This is a genomic window from Silvania confinis, from assembly GCF_025564085.1.
GTDB classification, from domain to species: Bacteria; Pseudomonadota; Gammaproteobacteria; order Enterobacterales; family Enterobacteriaceae; genus Enterobacter; species Enterobacter confinis.
Genome location: NZ_JAMGZJ010000072.1, coordinates 180,382 through 196,375 on the forward strand (window position 1 = coordinate 180,382; position 15,994 = coordinate 196,375).

The window sequence follows — 15,994 nt, forward strand, 5'->3', positions numbered from 1 at the left end:
TTCTCTAAATATGGTAAAATTACTGGATAAATGGACAGGATGGTATATCATTCAGTGAGTTTTGGTTTGATTTTGCTTTGGAGTGGTTTTTATGATTAACATCACTAAAGATCTATTTGTAGAAGTGATGAATGATGCATTACAGGGAAAGCGTGAAAATCTCGAAATGCGTTTACGCATCATTATAAAGAAACTGAAGAAAGACTCTCCGGAGCTGGCGTCTGAGCTTAGTGATGCACTTTTGAGAAATGCTGATTCTGTCAACATAATACGGGGAGCTACGGCAAACCGACAACCAGCGCCTGTTGATGCAGATACAAGGCAAAAATTATTGGTTGAGACTTACCCAGTCAAATTGACAGTTACTCCTCTTTGGCCTCAGCACATTTCTACCTCACTCAACCGTTTTGCGACCGAGTGGGATAAAAGGGATCAGCTTATTGAAAAAGGGTTGTTACCTTCTAAATCACTATTAATGGATGGTCCGCCCGGAGTAGGGAAAACGCTCGCTGCTAAATGGCTTGCAGAAAAAATGAATTTACCGCTTTTGACATTAGATCTTGCAAGTGTTATGAGCAGTTTCCTTGGAAAGACAGGGAGCAATATACGAGCGGTGTTAGATTATGCACGCGCTTTCCCGTGTGTTTTGTTATTGGATGAATTTGATTCAATCGCGAAAAAGAGAGATGATTCTTCCGATGTAGGGGAGTTAAAAAGATTAGTAACAGTATTGTTGCAAGCCATTGATGAATGGCCTGCGACTTCAATTTTAGTTGCAGCTACTAACCATGGAGAGTTGTTAGACCCTGCCGTGTGGAGACGTTTTGATCGAGTAATCAGTTTTGACTATCCATCACAAGATCTTATAAAAGAATTTTTGCTTAGAAAAGATTTACCGCCTGGGTTGGCAATGTACATTAGCGAAAATTTGGTTGGCAAGTCTTTTGCCGTTATTGAACGTTCAATTAATCAAGCAAAGCGCAACTCTGTTCTGGAGAACATACCCGTTAATAAAGCTGTCATGGAAGAAGTTTTTGAGGGTAAACCCATCGCGGATTTGATTAGGTCAATGAATGAAAAGGGGCTATCGCAGAGGCAAATATCCGCTGAGCTCGCAATCTCAAGACCGTTGATTAAAAAAATAATTGATGCAGAAGGATTGAGTGATGAATAATAAAAACATGTTATTAGGTTACGGCGAAACTTTAACTGGTGAAGTTAAAGTTAAAAAAGGTAATGGCCCTAAAAATAAGCCATATACATACGAAGAGAATGCCCCCGTAATCATGCGTGAGTTACAGGGCGTGTTAAAGAGTATGGATGCACTTCCTGATGCAGTTATGCCAAATGGGGAGGCTGTTGCGAAGATCACGCTGCATCCTGCATTTTTAGCAAAATCATATTTCCCGGTTTTACTTTTTAAAAAATTTGCCTTGCATAGCGTGGGTAGCAAATCAGTAAAAGTAAAACCGCGGAAAATAGTTGAAGGGCGAGGAAAATCTAAGGATGAATTTTCTAGCGCTTGTATTTATGTATCTGGGAAAGTTAAAGATTTTTTAGCTCTTTATAATGCCTTAAATAGTGATCGTTTGAACAAGGGCCAAAAGAAAGAAATCATAACTTTCGAAGCCATTTCATTTTTTGATTCGGATGATAAAATAAAAACTATTGAACCATCGCAGAAAACAAGAAAGCTTGAAGTTGCACTGCACACTCCAGAAAGTAATAAAGATGTTTTACGTAGCTTTATTAATTACGCATTATCATGCGGGGCAACCATTAATGAAAATAAAATTATAAATATGAATGGGTTGACGTTCATGCCGATTATTGCCAATGCTCATGAAGCTGCAATGGTCGCTGAATTCTCATTTTTAAGGGCTATTCGTGACTTACCTAGCCTAAGGATCAATAACCCAGTTTTTACACGCACACTAATTGAAAACAATGACTTAAAATTACCTACGGAGAAAGCGATTAATGATAATATTAAAGTCGCTATATTTGATGGAGGTATAGGTAACACTGACTTTGAACGATGGGTTGAAGAATACGCATTTAGTCAAAATTCAAAGACAAGTGGTCAACTACTTTCACATGGACAAGATGTTACCTCTACAGTATTGTTTGGTACAATTATTGAAGGGCAGAAAGAACTTCCCATTCCTTATACAAAAATAGATCATTATCGTGTTCTAGACAATTCTATTGATGGACAAGACGAAGATTTATTTGATGTGTTGTTAAGAATTAAATCTGTTCTAGATGACGAGGACTATGATTATATCAATCTGAGTCTGGGACCTAGATTCCCTGTTGATGACGATGATGTACATGTGTGGACATCAACATTAGAACAATATCTCTCATCCGGTAAAACATTATGTACTGTAGCTGTTGGTAACGATGGTTGCTTAGGTGATGGATTAAATCGTATTCAACCACCTTCTGACTTAGTAAACGCTCTGGCTGTTGGGGCGGCTAACTCTCTGTCTGATAAGTGGATAAAAAGTGATTATAGTTGTATTGGCCCAGGACGAAGCCCTGGATTTGTTAAACCTGACGGTATAGCATTTGGAGGGTCAAAAGAAGAACCATTCAAGCTGTATAGTCCATTTTTAGGGGGGATTGTACAAACTGCGGGGACAAGTTTCTCTTCACCATTAGTTTTACGTCAAGCTATTGGCTTGACCGCAAGTCTGCAATATGACATCACGCCACTTACAGCTAAAGCGCTGTTAATTCATCATGCAGAAAATAACGGATCAGAACGTAGCCATGTTGGCTGGGGGCGATTCCCTCATAATTTAGCTGATGTTATTTACTGTGATGACAATGAAGTGAAGGTTATTTATCAAGGTAAATTAAAACCATCTCAGCATCTGCGGGCATCCATTCCATTTCCTGACATTCCCGTTAATGGGGTATCGATTTAAAAGCTACCTTCTGCTTTACTACTCCGGTTGATGTCGAGCATCCTGTTAATTACACCAAAAGCGGATTAGTTGTTACAATGAGGAAAACCCCAAATGACAAAATTGGCGCAACCTTCCCTCTATTTAACAGTAAAAGTATTTATGCAACAGAAGAAGAACTTCGTGAAGACTCCCATCGGTGGGAGACCACGTTAAGAAGTGAACATACATTCAACAAAGACACTCTTAAAGACCCTTGTTTTGATGTAATCTATTATGGTCGTGATTGCGGTATGCCTGTTGAAGTTGAGGATTTACCAGAACTAGCTTATGTTCTAATCGTTTCACTTAAAGCGAAAGATACTCCTGAGTTATATAATAATATTCGTCAACGTTATCAAACTTTACAACCAATTAAAATCAAACAACAAATTAGAATCCAATCTTAATTTATTCGTAAAAATAATGCCTTTTCGTGCATGACAATTAAATTAGTGTTTTTTCAAAGCCGCGCCAGTTCTGGCGCGGCTTTGATGCACTTGTATAAAAACGTTTCTATATCAATCCCGGGTTATGATGCCGGTTAAACAGGTAGGCTTGTAGTTGAATGAGTGTTTACAGCTTGCTTTCGAGTTTGAGTTTGAGTTTGAGTTTGAGTTTGAGTTTGAGTTTGAGTTTGAGTTTGAGTTTGAGTTTGAGTTTGAGTTTAAACGATAGATGAAACACACTGTGAATCGCCACGACTTAGGCAAGCATAAACATCTTCTCTACCCTTTCACGCGATCTCACACCTTAAACTCCTGCTATCGTTTACCCGTCAAAATTAAAGCTCGGCTTTACCACTTCACGAAAATAAGAACCAATATAAAAAACACAGGTACAAGCCATAAGGGACCGTTTGGGAAAAAATAAAACAGTACGAATGCGAATAATATTGTCAATATGGCTGGGCCATAGTCGGAGAGCAAAGACCTAAACATCCGTTTTAACACTCTGCACATAATATTAACCATGATTATAATACCTCGCCGCCCTGGCGATTTAACTTAAATAAACCGGGCGATTATAAGAGGCAAAAACTAATCGGTAAATAAGCACATTACATTTTGCAAGCAATACTCTTATAAGAGAACGTTTAAACGTTCTGCGTAATAGCCAGAGCTTTTTAAATTTCAAACTCGCTGGAATTAGACGACAGGCGTATATTGTGCTCGCTTCTGCCGAGCGGCGGCTGACGCCTTGCACGGCCTACAAAACCCACGATATAAACAAATGCCGCATATTTCGTAGGCCTGGTAAGGCGCTAGCCGCCACCGGGCAATTTCAGAGAGGTTAACGTTGTCAGCAAGATTGTGCCCGGGTTTCTGCCGGGCGGCGGCTGACGCCTTGCACGGCCTACGAAACTAAACCCTTACAACTCGCCAAACCCCAGCACCCCATGCCTTTCGGCCAGGCTTTGATAAACCCTCTCAACCGCCGTTTTCACCTTCTCCGTCATCGGATAATAAAACCCAACAATATCCGGCTGGATGCCAAGGAAGATCACCTCCCCCACATCCCCGCGCAGCTGATCCACCAGGTAGTTCAGCGGCATATTGTGGGTGGTCATCATAAACATCTCGGCGATGTCGTCCGGGTCGATGCGGCGGATCTCGCCGGGGTTGAGCCCCATATCGGTGGCATCGACAATCAGCAGCCGCGCCGGACGCAGCTCGCGGATGGCGACCACGTCGTTTTCCGGCGCACTACCGCCGTCAAACACCACCCACTCGCCGCGCGGGGTTGTGCGGCACATCTCGGCCAGCAGCGGACCGGCACCGTCGTCGCCCATCATGCTGTTGCCGACGCAGAGTAATACATCAGTCACGTTGCCTCCGAACCATCAGATAGATGGCGTTTTCCTGGTGAATGGCGTGCAGCATGTTAAGCATGCTGTTGCTCCACGCCTGCTGCTGCGCCGTTTGCCCTGCCCTTGCGGCGTCGAAGGCATTAGCGAGCATCACGATATGGTTGGCGTCGATGACGATCTCGCCGTAGCGCGGCACGCCTTCCATTTTGCGCCGCGCCTCGCTACCCGCGTCGAGGGTGGCGATCCACGCCAGATAGTCGTCCCACGGGCAGGTCATCGCCGCCTCCAGGCAGTCGATGACCCCCAGATGGTGGCCGATGGCCAGCCCGTAGTAGATCACCTGCTGGGCGTCGTCGGGGGTGTTGTCGTTCTCGTCAATAAACTTGCGGCTAAGCTGGCTGAATACCACTGTTTCGCTCATCAGACACGCTCCTGCCCGACCACCTCAAGGAGGTTGCCGACAATCTCATTCAGGCGCGGATCGTTCTCGCGCGCCAGCCAGGCCGCCACGCTTTTGTCGCCTTCCAGCAGATGACGCATAAAGTCGTCGGCAATCTGGCGACCGTAGCGGTAGCCCGCCAGACGGCGCGCGGCGCGATCGATACGCACCCGCAGGGGCTGCACCATCTCCGGGTGCAAAATGTCGGCAGGCTGGTTATCCAGCGCCCCCGGCTCGCGGGCGTGGATTTTTTGCTCCAGCAGCCCCAGCGCCATTGCAAAGCCATACAGGGTGGCGGCAGGCGACGGCGGGCAGCCGGGAATGTACACGTCCACCGGCACGATTTTGTCGGTGCCGCCCCAGACGCAGTACAGGTCGTGGAAGATGCCGCCGGAGTTGCCGCAGGCCCCGTAGGAGATACAAATTTTTGGATCCGGGGCCGATTCCCACGCGCGCAGCGCCGGGGAGCGCATCGCGCGGGTGACCGCGCCGGTAAACAGCAGAATATCGGCGTGGCGCGGGGATGGCACCACTTTGATGCCGAAGCGTTCGGTGTCGAAAATCGGCGACAGGGTGGCGAAGATCTCGATTTCGCAGCCGTTGCAGCCGCCGCAGTCGACGCGGTAGACGTAGGCGGAACGCTTAATTTTTTTCAGCAGCGAGGCCTTCATGCTGGCGATGGAGTCGTCTACCGTCACCGGCACCGGGATCCCCTGTTCGTTACGCGGGCCTAACAGTTCGCTCATCGTGTCGCTTCCTTCATTTCGCGGGTCAGATGGATTTTGTCCGACGGGGTCAGCCCCTGCAGGCGCTTGCAGTCCGGGCAGGTTTCAAAACTCTCCCGGTGCGATTCGGCGCGTTGATCGCCGTTGTGGCGCAGCAGGGCAATCACGTAGTCGATCTCTTTTTGCACCGCATACGGACGCTCGCACACCCGGCAGTGGCAGATATCAAAGCGCGACTGCTGCAGGAAATCGGCCTTGTTCCACACCGCCAGCTCGTACGCCTGCGACAGCGTAATCGCCGTGGTCGGGCAGACCTCTTCGCAGCGTCCGCAAAAGATGCAGCGCCCGAGGTTGAACTGCCAGGTCAGCTGGCCGAACTGCAGATCGGTCTCTACCGTCAGGGCGTTCGACGGGCAGGCGTTCACGCAGGCCGCGCAGCCGATGCACTGCTGCGGGTTGTGCTCCGGCTTGCCGCGCATATTTTTGTCGACCGCAATCGGCTGCAGCGGATAGGACTCCGTGACCACGCCGGTTTTGATGACTTTTTTGATAAACGTAAACATGGGGGCTCCGGGTTATTTCAGCGGCGAGTTTTTGCGTTCGATGCTGTAGCGTTCCAGTTCTTTATACGGAACCACCTTGCTTTTCTTCTTACGCACGTCCACCACCGTCATGCGGTCGGTGCAGGAGTAGCACGGGTCGAGGCTGCCGATAATCAGCGGCGCATCAGAAACCGTGTTGCCACGCAGCATATAGCGCAGGGTTGGCCAGTTGGCGTAGGTGGCCGCCCGGCAGCGCCAGCGCCACAGCTTCTGGTTGTCGCCGGTCATGCTCCAGTGGATATCATCCCCGCGCGGCGCTTCGCTAAAGCCCAGCGCAAAGCGGTTCGGGATGTAGGTAAAGCCTTCCACCATCAGCTCGCCGCCCGGCAGGTTGTCGAGGCCGTAATCGATCATGTTGAGGGCGGTGTAGACTTCGTTGATGCGCACTTTCAGGCGTGAAATCACGTCGCAGCCCTGCTCCACGTGGACTTCCATCGGCAGCAGGCCGTAGCCAACAAACGGGTGATCGGCGCGGGTGTCGCGGGCGTGGCCGCTGGCGCGCACCATCGGGCCGACGTTGCTGAAATCGCGGGCGATCTGCGGGTCGAGGCGGCCCACGCCCACGGTGCGCTGGTCGATGTTCGGGGTGCTCAGCAGAATATCCACCAGGTCCTGCACTTCGCGGCGCATCTGCTGGGCCAGCAGGCGGGTCTGGATCATGTCGTCTTTCAGCAGATCGCGACGGATGCCGCCGATCAGGTTCAGGCCGTAGGTTTTACGCGCCCCGGTGAGGATCTCCGCCATCTTCATCGAGGTTTCACGCACGCGGAAGAACTGCATAAAGCCAGAGTCAAAGCCGACAAAGTGGCAGGCCAGGCCGAGGTTCAGCAGGTGCGAGTGCAGACGCTCGACCTCCAGCAGGATCGCGCGGATCATCTGGGCGCGTTCCGGCACCACGATCCCCATCGCGTTCTCTACCGAGGTGGTGTACGCGGTGCTGTGGGCAAAGCCGCAGATGCCGCACACGCGGTCGGACAGGAAGGTGACTTCGTTGTAGCCCATCCGCGTTTCGGCCAGCTTTTCCATTCCGCGATGGACGTAGAACAGGCGGTAGTCGGCGTCGATAATGTTCTCGCCGTCGACGAACAGGCGGAAGTGGCCCGGTTCGTCAGAGGTGACGTGCAGCGGGCCAATCGGCACCACGTTGTTTTTCTTATCGCCGAGTTCGTTGATAAATTCGTAGGTCTCTTTATCGGTGGTCGGCGCGGGGCGCTGGCGGTAGTCCATGCTGTCTTTGCGCAGCGGGTAGAGTTCGTCCGGCCAGTCGTCCGGCAGCACCAGCCGGCGTTCGTCCGGCAGGCCGACCGGGATCAGGCCGTACATGTCGCGCACTTCGCGCTCGCCCCAGACGGCAGCCGGCACGCGCGGAGTGACGGACGGGAACTCCGGTTTGTCGGCGTCCACTTCTACGCGCACGGTGAGCCAGCAGCGGGTGCCCTGCTCCATCGACAGTACGTAATAGACCGCGTAGCTGCCGCAGAGCTGGCGTTCGTCATTGCCAAACAGCACCGACAGCCAGCCGCCCTGCTTGTAGTACAGGAACTCGACCACTTCCGGCAGATAGTTGATTTTCACCGTCACGGTGATTTGATCTTTGGTCTGCCAGGCTTCATCCAGCACTACGCCAGGGAAGGCCTGATGCAGCGCGGCGAGATAGTGTTGACCTACTTTTTCTTCAGACATATTCAGTTCTCTACAATCACGCCGCCAGCAAGGAGACGAAAGCTAAAAAGGCCAGACCAAAACCGGCCCAGGTAATGCGTGAGGTGGCGTTAAAGCGCAGGCGCGCCATGCTGTTCTCGAACAGCGCAATCACCAGTACGCCCGCCACCAACTTGACCACCGCGATTACGATAGCCAGCAGCAGGCCGCCGACGGAGAAGTGCGTCATCTGCCCCCAGGGAATGAACACCCCGACGAACATCTGCAGCACCACCAGCTGTTTCAGGCTGATGCCCCACTTGAGCACCGCAAAGCCCGCGCCGCTGTACTCCGACAGCGGGCCTTCCTGCAGCTCCTGCTCGGCTTCCGCAAGGTCAAACGGCAGTTTGCCCATCTCAATAAAGGTGGCGAACGCGCAGGCGCACATCGCCAGAACGAGGGTCACGGAGTGCGCCACCGGCCAGTGATAAACGGTCGCGGTAATCGCGCTGATGTGGGTGGTGCACGCCACCTGCGCGGCGACCCACAGGCCCAGCAGCAGGATCGGCTCCACCAGTACGCCGAGCATTGCTTCACGACTGGCCCCAATCCCGGTGAACGGGCTGCCGGTATCCAGCCCGGCGATGGCGAAGAAGAAGCGCGCGATGGCGAAGAGGTAAATCAAGGTGATCAGGTCGCCGAGCACCGGCATTGGTGAGCCCAGGGTCACCACCGGCAGCGCGGTGGCAATGGCGAACATCACCGCCACCATCACCAACGGCATCAGGCGGAACACCCAGCCGGAGGCCGCCGGGCCTACGCTCTGGCGGCCCAGCAGTTTGATCAGATCCCGGTACTCCTGGAAGATATCCGGCCCGCGACGGGTATGCAGACGCGCACGCGCCACGCGGGTAATACCGGCCAGCAGCGGCGCGAGGGCAAACAGCACCAGCGCCTGAATCAGTGCAAAAATAAAGGTCATGTTCAGGCTCCTCGGGACACAACAACGACCAGCAGCACCGCCAGCTCAATCACGGCGATACGGCGGAACAGCACGGCGGTGCAGTCGCACTGCCAGCCGGGGATAAAGCGGACCGGGTTGAGCCATTTGCGCAGTTTCAGCACCGGGGCGAAGGACTCTTTAACCGGCATCGCAAAACCGTGGGCGGTGATCACCATCGCTTGTTCGTGATCGTAGCCGCACACCCAGGCAGAGCCGCGGGAGCGATTCGGCAGGCGATTGCCCTTGAAGATAACCATCACGATAAACGGCAGCAGCAGGCCCGCCAGCAGCAGCAGGACGATCATCGGCTGCGAGACCACAGACACCTCACCGCCGCTCGCCGGGAACAGGCCACTAATCAGCGGCAGGAACCACGGCGCGGCCACGCCACCCGCCACGCAGCACAGCGCGGCCAGCACGGTACTCGCCGTCATCAGCCACGGCGCGCAGCAGGCGTTTTCGGCCTCTGCAGTGCGCGGTGCGCCAAGGAAGGTGACGCCATAGACTTTCGCCATGCACATCACCGCCAGCGCGCCGGTAATGGCCAGGCCGGTTGCCAGCAGCGGCCCGAGCAGGCGGGCAACAAACACATCGTGGGTGCCGAGGTTAAAGAAGGATTGATAGATCACCCACTCCCCGGCAAAGCCGTTCAGCGGCGGCAGCGCGGCCATCGCCATCAGCCCCACCAGCATCGCCAGCGAGATCAGCGGCATTTTTTTGCCGATGCCGCCCAGCTTCTCGATGTCGCGATGGCCGGTGCGATACCACACCGCGCCCGCGCCGAGGAACAGCGTGGTTTTAAACAGGCCGTGGCTGACCAGGTGATAGAGACCCCCGGTGAAGCCCAGCGCGATCAGCAGGCTGCTGTGCAGGGCAATCCCGGTAACGCCCGCGCCCAGACCGAGCAGGATAATGCCGATGTTTTCCAGGGTGTGGTATGCCAGAAGGCGCTGGATGTTGTGCTCCATCAGCGCATACAGCCCGCCGACAAACGCGGTGATCATCCCCATCATCAGCAGCAGTACGCCGAGCCACAGCGGCGGTAATGCGCCACTGAGTGAAACGGTGAGCATGCCGTACAGACCGACCTTCATCACCACCGTGGAGAACAGCGCAGCAGCCGGGGCGCTGGCGTTGGCATGCGCCTGCGGCGCCCAGCCGTGCAGCGGGATAACCCCCGCCAGCAGGCCAAAGCCCGCCAGCCCTGGCAGCCAGACGCTGGCACCCGGTGCCTGCCCGGAGGCCAGCGCGTTCATCGCCGCAAAGTCCAGCGTGCCGTAGTACGCCCACGCCTGCCAGCAGGCGATCGCCAGCAGCAGGGTGCCCAGACGCCCGAGCACAAACCACAGCTTGCCGGACTGCGCGCAGCCGGTAAGAAACGCGGCGCACAGGGCCATGATTTCGGCCATCACCACCAGCCAGCCGAGGTTATCGACCACAATGGCGGCCACGGCGGCGGCCAGCAGCAGGTTCGCCAGCACGCCGGTGTTTTTCACCTGCGGGTGACGCTGCCAGGCAATGGTAAACAGGCAGATTAAGCAGGCGGGCAGGCCAATGGCGATAAGCCAGATTGCCCGCAGCCCCGTCAGCTGAATGCCCACCTGCAGCCAGGCGATCTGCGCGTGCAGCGCGCCATACTGCGGCGCGGCCAGCAGCGCAATCGCCCCTGCCGTGACCGCCATCGCGCTGGCCAGAGTGCCGCCGATCCCGGCAATCACGCCGCTTATCGCGCGGTTAGCGGCAAAAACCAGCCCCAGCACGGCGCTGATGACGTAACAGCCCAGCGCCAGGTTGATTAACGAAAAGGCGTTCATCACAGCTCTCCTTGTTGCGACTGGAACAGCGACAGATCGCCCAGATCCGTGTTCAGGGTGAGTTCGCGCTTGCGCTTGCTGGCGCGGGCGATGTCTTCGTTGTTGACCAGCCGCAGGGATTGGGTCGGACAGGTGCGCACGCACGCCGGGCCGTCGGGGTCGAAGTAGCACAGGTCACACTTCACCGCGATGGCGCGCACGCCCGGCACCCAGTCAAGGAACGGGCTGACGCGGGCAGGCGCTGGCGGGGCCATCGGTGCCTTACTGGTGTTGCTGTTCGCGGGGATCGCCCGCGGACGGCTACCGGAAAACTCCACCGCGCCAAACGGACAGGCAATGCCGCACAACTTGCAGCTGACGCACAGGCTTTCGTTCAGCTGGATGGCACCGTCAATGCGGGTGATGGCATTAACCGGGCACACCTGAGCGCAGGGGGCGTCTTCGCACTGGTGGCAAAGCTGCGGCGCGGAGTCATTGCGGTTGCGCATCACTTTCAGTCGCGGCTGGCTTTGCAGGCCATGCAGGCGATGGTTTTCTGAGCAGGCCGCCTCACAGGTGTGGCAGCCGATACACAGCGTAGGATCAGCAATTACAAAACGATTCACCTGGTGTCCTCTGGTGAGTGTCATTTTTGACGATAAGTGTCGAAAGTGTCATTTCGACACCTGTCGACAGCGTATTCAGGCCGTAGCGTGATGTTTTGCGAGGGTCTCGAGCGTCAGCGATTCGCCGCGTTCGGTGGCCTGATACAGCGCGGCATAGATCCCGCTGATGGTATCGAGGAAATGGGACAGCACCGCCTCACGCTCATTCACGCTGATGCTGCCGTCGAGCAGGCCATCGTCGCCCAGCCGGGCGCAGCCGATCAGCACGCTGGCAGGTTCATCGCGCGCTTCGACGGTGTAGTTAAAGACGTGGCCGTTGAACGCCCGTTCAGGGGTGACGCGGATCAGGAAGTGGTCGAACAGCCAGAAGCCCAGCCCGCTCTCCGTATTGTTGGCCACGCTCAGGTGCAGGCTGGCTTTCGACAGCGTAATGCCCTGAATCAATGAGTTGCCGTAGTGATTCCAGTGGGTACGCAGGACGCGCTGTTGTCCGGCGATAAAATTGGCTTTCTCGCTCAGTTCGGAAAGTTTCATGGTGAAATACCTAATGCTCTTAAATGAAGTTGACTGCATTAAGCACGTTCCATGCCAGTTTTTAACTGATTGATTTTTAATGTCAATCGTCTTTAAGTTGTGAGTGGCAGCACAAAATGACATGTCATTTCGTCATCTTTGCCTGCCCGTAGACATCCCCCTCCCCACCCTTTATTAAAACCTGGCATCAATATTGCTATTACCCGGTGAGACGTCACCAGGAAACGCACTATGCACGAGATCACCCTCTGCCAGCAGGCGCTGGAATTGATTCAACACCAGGCTCAGGAACATCACGCCAGCCGCGTGACCGGCGTGTGGCTGCGCGTGGGCGCGTTTTCCTGCGTGGAAAGCAGCGCCCTGCAGTTTTGCTTTGAGCTGGTATGCCGGGAAACGGTCGCCGAAGGTTGCGACCTGCATCTGGAGGAGCAGCAGGCGGAATGCTGGTGTCGGGACTGCGAGCAGTATGTCCAGCTATTAACCCACCGCGTGCGCCGCTGCCCGGACTGCGGCGGCAGCGATTTGAATATCGTTGCCGACGACGGGCTGCATATCACCCGTCTGGAAATTGAACAGGAGTAAACCATGTGTACCACCTGCGGTTGCGACCAGGGCAACTTATATATAGAAGGCGATGAGCATAATCCTCACTCTGCTTTTCGCAGCGCCCCGTTCTCCCCTGCCCCACGCCCGGCGCTGCGCGTCACGCGCATTGACGCCACGCCGTTTGCCCCTGTCGAGGCGAGCGCAGGCCAGCTGGATTATGGCCACGGCGAAGCGGGCACCCACGCGCCGGGCCTGACCCAGCGCAAAATGGTCGAAATAGAGATGGACGTGCTGGGCAAGAACAATCAGCTGGCCCGGCGCAACCGCGAGCTGTTCAGCGGTAAAAAACAGCTGGCGCTGAATCTGGTCTCCAGCCCTGGCTCCGGTAAAACCACCCTGCTGACGGAAACCTTAAAACGCCTGCAGCAGCGGGTTCCCTGCGCGGTGATCGAAGGCGATCAGCAGACGGTGAACGACGCGGAACGTATTCGCGCCACTGGCACCCCGGCGATTCAGGTCAATACCGGCAAAGGCTGCCACCTTGACGCGCAGATGATCCACGCCGCAATGCAGCGCCTGCCGCTGGACGACGGCGGGATTATGTTTATCGAAAACGTCGGTAACCTGGTCTGCCCGGCCAGCTTTGACCTGGGCGAGCGTCATAAGGTGGCGGTGCTGTCGGTCACCGAAGGCGAGGATAAACCGCTGAAATATCCACATATGTTCGCCGCTGCCTCGATCATGCTGCTGAACAAGGTCGATCTGCTGCCGTACCTGACCTTTGACGTCGAGAAATGCCTCGCCGCCGCCCGGGAGGTGAACCCGGACATCACCATCCTGCTGGTCTCCGCCACCCGCGGCGACGGCATGGACGCCTGGCTTGACTGGCTGGAGACGCAGCGATGTGCATAGGCGTTCCCGGTAAAATTAGTGCCATCCACGACGGCATGCAGGCGCAGGTGGATGTCTGCGGCATCCTGCGCGATGTCGATTTGACCCTGGTTGGCATCAACGACGAGGCGGGCAACAGCCGCCTCGGCCAATGGGTGCTGGTCCACGTGGGCTTTGCGATGAGCGTCATCGATGAAGAAGAGGCGCTGGACACCCTGGCCGCCCTGCAGAACATGTTCGACGTCGAGCCCGACGTGGGTTCGCTGCTGTTTGGCGAGGAGCATCGCTAATGCGCTTTGTTGATGAGTACCGCGATCCGCAGAAGGTGATGCAGCTGATTGAGAGGCTGAAAGCGCGCGCCGGGCTGTTAGCCTGGACCGCTGCGCGCCCGCTGCGGATCATGGAGGTGTGCGGCGGCCACACCCACGCCATTTTTAAGTTCGGCCTCGATCAGCTCCTGCCCGACAACATCGAGTTTATTCACGGCCCCGGCTGTCCGGTGTGCGTCCTGCCGATGGGGCGGATCGATACCTGCATCGAGATCGCCCGCCACCCGGAGGTGATCTTCTGTACCTTTGGCGACGCGATGCGCGTGCCGGGTAAAAACGGCTCGCTGCTGGATGCCCGGATGCGCGGCGCGGACGTGCGGGTGATTTACTCCCCCGCCGATGCGCTGAAGCTGGCTCAGCAGAACCCGGATCGTAAGGTGGTGTTCTTCGGGCTGGGGTTTGAGACCACCATGCCCGCCACCGCCCTGACCCTGCGCCAGGCGAAAGCCGCTGCGGTGCCCAATTTCTTCTTTTTTTGTCAGCACATTACGCTGATCCCGGTGCTGAAAAGCCTGCTCGAACAGCCGGAAAACGGCATCGACGCGTTTCTGGCACCGGGGCACGTCAGCATGGTGATTGGCACCCACGCCTACGATTTTATCGCCGCCGATCACCAGCGTCCGCTGGCGGTGGCCGGGTTTGAACCGGTGGATCTGCTGCAGGGAGTGTTGATGCTGGTGGAGCAGAAGATCGACGGCGTCAGTCGGGTTGAAAATCAGTATCGCCGCATCGTGCCGGAAGCGGGCAACGCCGTGGCGCAGGCGGCGATGGCAGAGGTGTTTGGCATTGAAGGCGACAGCGAATGGCGCGGGCTGGGGGTGATTGCGCACTCCGGCGTGCATCTGACCGACGCTTACCGCCAGTTTGACGCCGAGCGTCACTTTAAGCCGCAGGCGCAGGATATTTGCGATGACCCCGAGGCGCGCTGTGGATCGGTGCTGACCGGGCGCTGCAAACCGGCCCAGTGTCCGCTGTTTGGCAATAAATGCACCCCGCAAAGCGCCTTTGGCGCGCTGATGGTGTCATCGGAAGGGGCGTGTAGCGCCTGGTATCAGTACCGTTCTCAGGAGTGTGAAAGTTGAAACAGATAACCCTCGCCCACGGCAGTGGCGGCCAGGCGATGCAGCAGCTGATCGGCGAGCTTTTTATGCGCGCGTTTGCCAACCCGCTGCTGAACGAGCAGGAAGACCAGGCCCGTATTCCGCTGCATGAACTCACCGCCCACGGCGACCGGCTGGCCTTTTCCACCGACAGCTACGTGATTGATCCGATTTTCTTCCCCGGCGGCGACATCGGCAAGCTGGCAGTATGCGGCACCGCCAACGACGTGGCGGTCAGCGGGGCGATCCCGCGCTGGCTCTCCTGCGGCTTTATTCTGGAAGAGGGGCTGGAGATGGCGACGCTGGAGCGGATCATCACCAGTATGGCCGCCACGGCGACGGCCGCAGGCATCACCATTGTCACCGGTGATACCAAAGTGGTACCGCGCGGTGCGGCGGACAAAGTGTTTATTAATACCGCCGGTATCGGTTCTATTCCCGGCGGAGTAAACTGGGGAATGCGCCAGATTGCAGTCGGCGATGTGCTGCTGGTCAGCGGCACCCTGGGCGATCACGGCGCGACGATCCTCAACCTGCGCGAAGGCTTAGGGCTTGAAGGCGATCTGCAAAGCGACTGCGCGGTGCTGACCCCGCTGATTCAGGCCCTGCGCGACGTGCCCGGCGTAAAAGCCCTGCGCGACGCTACGCGCGGCGGCGTGAATGCCGTGGCCCACGAATTTGCCGCCAGCAGCGGCTGCGGCATTGAGCTGCAGGAAGGCGCGCTGCCGGTGAAACCCGCGGTGCGCGGTGCCTGTGAACTGCTGGGGCTGGATCCGCTCAACTTCGCTAACGAAGGTAAGCTGGCGATCGTTGTCGAGCGCAACGCGGCGCAACAGGTGCTAGCCTTATTACACCAGCAGCCGTTAGGCCAGCATGCGGCGATTATCGGCGAGGTGGTTGAGCGCAAAGGGGTGCGCCTCACCGGACTGTACGGCGTGAAGCGCACGCTGAATTTGCCCCATGCCGAACCGCTGCCGCGTATTTGCTGACCGTCGACTCTC

Annotated in this window: 17 protein-coding genes; 8 read left to right on the top strand and 9 right to left on the bottom strand. The window is 56.0% G+C overall.

Translation table 11 applies throughout. The features are described from left to right. Positions 1-91 precede the first annotated feature (91 nt). The 3 genes from M8013_RS08690 to M8013_RS08700 all read left to right on the top strand — a co-directional run bounded on the left by M8013_RS08690 (position 92) and on the right by M8013_RS08700 (position 3,364). A complete protein-coding gene (locus tag M8013_RS08690) occupies positions 92-1,174 on the top strand; it encodes an AAA family ATPase (RefSeq protein WP_271267388.1) in 1,083 nt (360 codons plus the stop codon). Further along, positions 1,167-2,936 carry a S8 family peptidase gene (locus M8013_RS08695; RefSeq protein ID WP_271267389.1) on the top strand — a complete coding sequence of 590 codons (1,770 nt, stop codon included), beginning with the start codon at positions 1,167-1,169 and terminating at the stop codon, positions 2,934-2,936. The genes M8013_RS08690 and M8013_RS08695 overlap by 8 nt, the downstream gene beginning before the upstream one ends. A gap of 77 nt (positions 2,937-3,013) precedes the next feature. Further along, positions 3,014-3,364 carry a hypothetical protein gene (locus tag M8013_RS08700; RefSeq protein ID WP_271267390.1) on the top strand — a complete coding sequence of 117 codons (351 nt, stop codon included), beginning with the start codon at positions 3,014-3,016 and terminating at the stop codon, positions 3,362-3,364. A 962-nt stretch (positions 3,365-4,326) separates the two neighbouring features. On the opposite strand, the gene hycI is transcribed toward M8013_RS08700, so the two are convergent. The 9 genes from hycI to M8013_RS08745 form a co-directional block, all read right to left on the bottom strand. Continuing rightward, positions 4,327-4,782 (bottom strand): hydrogenase maturation peptidase HycI, encoded by a 456-nt coding sequence (gene hycI / locus M8013_RS08705; protein ID WP_271267391.1) that lies wholly within the window; start codon positions 4,780-4,782, stop codon positions 4,327-4,329. Next, entirely contained in the window at positions 4,775-5,185 is a 411-nt protein-coding gene (locus tag M8013_RS08710; RefSeq protein WP_271267392.1) for a formate hydrogenlyase maturation HycH family protein, read from the bottom strand. Before M8013_RS08710 ends, hycI begins: the two co-directional genes overlap by 8 nt. After that, on the bottom strand, positions 5,185-5,949 hold the full coding sequence (locus M8013_RS08715) for an NADH-quinone oxidoreductase subunit B family protein (RefSeq protein WP_271267393.1): 765 nt from the start codon (positions 5,947-5,949) through the stop codon (positions 5,185-5,187). The genes M8013_RS08710 and M8013_RS08715 overlap by 1 nt, the downstream gene beginning before the upstream one ends. Next, positions 5,946-6,491: a formate hydrogenlyase complex iron-sulfur subunit gene (locus tag M8013_RS08720; protein WP_271267394.1), complete on the bottom strand. Its 546-nt coding sequence runs from the start codon at positions 6,489-6,491 to the stop codon at positions 5,946-5,948. The genes M8013_RS08715 and M8013_RS08720 overlap by 4 nt, the downstream gene beginning before the upstream one ends. A 12-nt stretch (positions 6,492-6,503) precedes the next feature. Next, on the bottom strand, positions 6,504-8,213 hold the full coding sequence (gene hycE, locus M8013_RS08725; RefSeq protein WP_271267395.1) for a formate hydrogenlyase subunit HycE: 1,710 nt from the start codon (positions 8,211-8,213) through the stop codon (positions 6,504-6,506). Positions 8,214-8,229: 16 nt separating this feature from the next. Then, complete coding sequence (locus tag M8013_RS08730; RefSeq protein WP_271267396.1) at positions 8,230-9,153, bottom strand: respiratory chain complex I subunit 1 family protein; 924 nt, start codon at positions 9,151-9,153, stop codon at positions 8,230-8,232. Positions 9,154-9,155: 2 nt separating this feature from the next. After that, positions 9,156-10,988, bottom strand: a complete 1,833-nt coding sequence (gene hycC, locus M8013_RS08735) for a formate hydrogenlyase subunit 3 (RefSeq protein ID WP_271267397.1) — start codon at positions 10,986-10,988, stop codon at positions 9,156-9,158. Beyond that, complete coding sequence (locus tag M8013_RS08740) at positions 10,988-11,593, bottom strand: 4Fe-4S dicluster domain-containing protein (protein WP_271267398.1); 606 nt, start codon at positions 11,591-11,593, stop codon at positions 10,988-10,990. Before M8013_RS08740 ends, hycC begins: the two co-directional genes overlap by 1 nt. A gap of 75 nt (positions 11,594-11,668) precedes the next feature. Further along, positions 11,669-12,127: a transcriptional regulator gene (locus M8013_RS08745; RefSeq protein ID WP_271267399.1), complete on the bottom strand. Its 459-nt coding sequence runs from the start codon at positions 12,125-12,127 to the stop codon at positions 11,669-11,671. A 231-nt stretch (positions 12,128-12,358) separates the two neighbouring features. On the opposite strand from M8013_RS08745, the gene hypA reads away from it, so the two are divergent. The 5 genes from hypA to hypE are packed head-to-tail and all read left to right on the top strand — an operon-like array spanning position 12,359 to position 15,982. Then, positions 12,359-12,709 (top strand): hydrogenase maturation nickel metallochaperone HypA, encoded by a 351-nt coding sequence (gene hypA, locus M8013_RS08750; RefSeq protein WP_271267400.1) that lies wholly within the window; start codon positions 12,359-12,361, stop codon positions 12,707-12,709. A 3-nt stretch (positions 12,710-12,712) separates the two neighbouring features. Continuing rightward, entirely contained in the window at positions 12,713-13,585 is an 873-nt protein-coding gene (gene hypB, locus M8013_RS08755) for a hydrogenase nickel incorporation protein HypB (RefSeq protein ID WP_271267401.1), read from the top strand. Then, the gene (locus tag M8013_RS08760) at positions 13,576-13,854 is read left to right on the top strand and encodes a HypC/HybG/HupF family hydrogenase formation chaperone (protein WP_271267402.1); all 279 of its coding nucleotides are present in this window, start codon (positions 13,576-13,578) and stop codon (positions 13,852-13,854) included. The genes hypB and M8013_RS08760 overlap by 10 nt, the downstream gene beginning before the upstream one ends. Beyond that, positions 13,854-14,975, top strand: a complete 1,122-nt coding sequence (gene hypD, locus M8013_RS08765) for a hydrogenase formation protein HypD (protein WP_271267403.1) — start codon at positions 13,854-13,856, stop codon at positions 14,973-14,975. Before M8013_RS08760 ends, hypD begins: the two co-directional genes overlap by 1 nt. Next, the gene (gene hypE, locus M8013_RS08770; protein ID WP_271267404.1) at positions 14,972-15,982 is read left to right on the top strand and encodes a hydrogenase expression/formation protein HypE; all 1,011 of its coding nucleotides are present in this window, start codon (positions 14,972-14,974) and stop codon (positions 15,980-15,982) included. Before hypD ends, hypE begins: the two co-directional genes overlap by 4 nt. Positions 15,983-15,994 lie beyond the last annotated feature (12 nt).

What these genes read in the sequence shown, in the direction of transcription:
- M8013_RS08695 (WP_271267389.1), top strand. Translation starts at nt 1,167, where the DNA reads ATGAATAATAAAAACATGTTATTAGGTTACGGCGAAACTTTAACTGGT.
- hypA (WP_271267400.1), top strand. Translation starts at nt 12,359, where the DNA reads ATGCACGAGATCACCCTCTGCCAGCAGGCGCTGGAATTGATTCAACAC.
- M8013_RS08720 (WP_271267394.1), bottom strand. Translation starts at nt 6,491, where the DNA reads ATGTTTACGTTTATCAAAAAAGTCATCAAAACCGGCGTGGTCACGGAG.
- M8013_RS08760 (WP_271267402.1), top strand. Translation starts at nt 13,576, where the DNA reads ATGTGCATAGGCGTTCCCGGTAAAATTAGTGCCATCCACGACGGCATG.
- hypD (WP_271267403.1), top strand. Translation starts at nt 13,854, where the DNA reads ATGCGCTTTGTTGATGAGTACCGCGATCCGCAGAAGGTGATGCAGCTG.
- hypB (WP_271267401.1), top strand. Translation starts at nt 12,713, where the DNA reads ATGTGTACCACCTGCGGTTGCGACCAGGGCAACTTATATATAGAAGGC.
- M8013_RS08730 (WP_271267396.1), bottom strand. Translation starts at nt 9,153, where the DNA reads ATGACCTTTATTTTTGCACTGATTCAGGCGCTGGTGCTGTTTGCCCTC.
- hycC (WP_271267397.1), bottom strand. Translation starts at nt 10,988, where the DNA reads ATGAACGCCTTTTCGTTAATCAACCTGGCGCTGGGCTGTTACGTCATC.
- M8013_RS08715 (WP_271267393.1), bottom strand. Translation starts at nt 5,949, where the DNA reads ATGAGCGAACTGTTAGGCCCGCGTAACGAACAGGGGATCCCGGTGCCG.
- M8013_RS08690 (WP_271267388.1), top strand. Translation starts at nt 92, where the DNA reads ATGATTAACATCACTAAAGATCTATTTGTAGAAGTGATGAATGATGCA.
- M8013_RS08745 (WP_271267399.1), bottom strand. Translation starts at nt 12,127, where the DNA reads ATGAAACTTTCCGAACTGAGCGAGAAAGCCAATTTTATCGCCGGACAA.
- hycE (WP_271267395.1), bottom strand. Translation starts at nt 8,213, where the DNA reads ATGTCTGAAGAAAAAGTAGGTCAACACTATCTCGCCGCGCTGCATCAG.
- M8013_RS08700 (WP_271267390.1), top strand. Translation starts at nt 3,014, where the DNA reads ATGAGGAAAACCCCAAATGACAAAATTGGCGCAACCTTCCCTCTATTT.
- M8013_RS08710 (WP_271267392.1), bottom strand. Translation starts at nt 5,185, where the DNA reads ATGAGCGAAACAGTGGTATTCAGCCAGCTTAGCCGCAAGTTTATTGAC.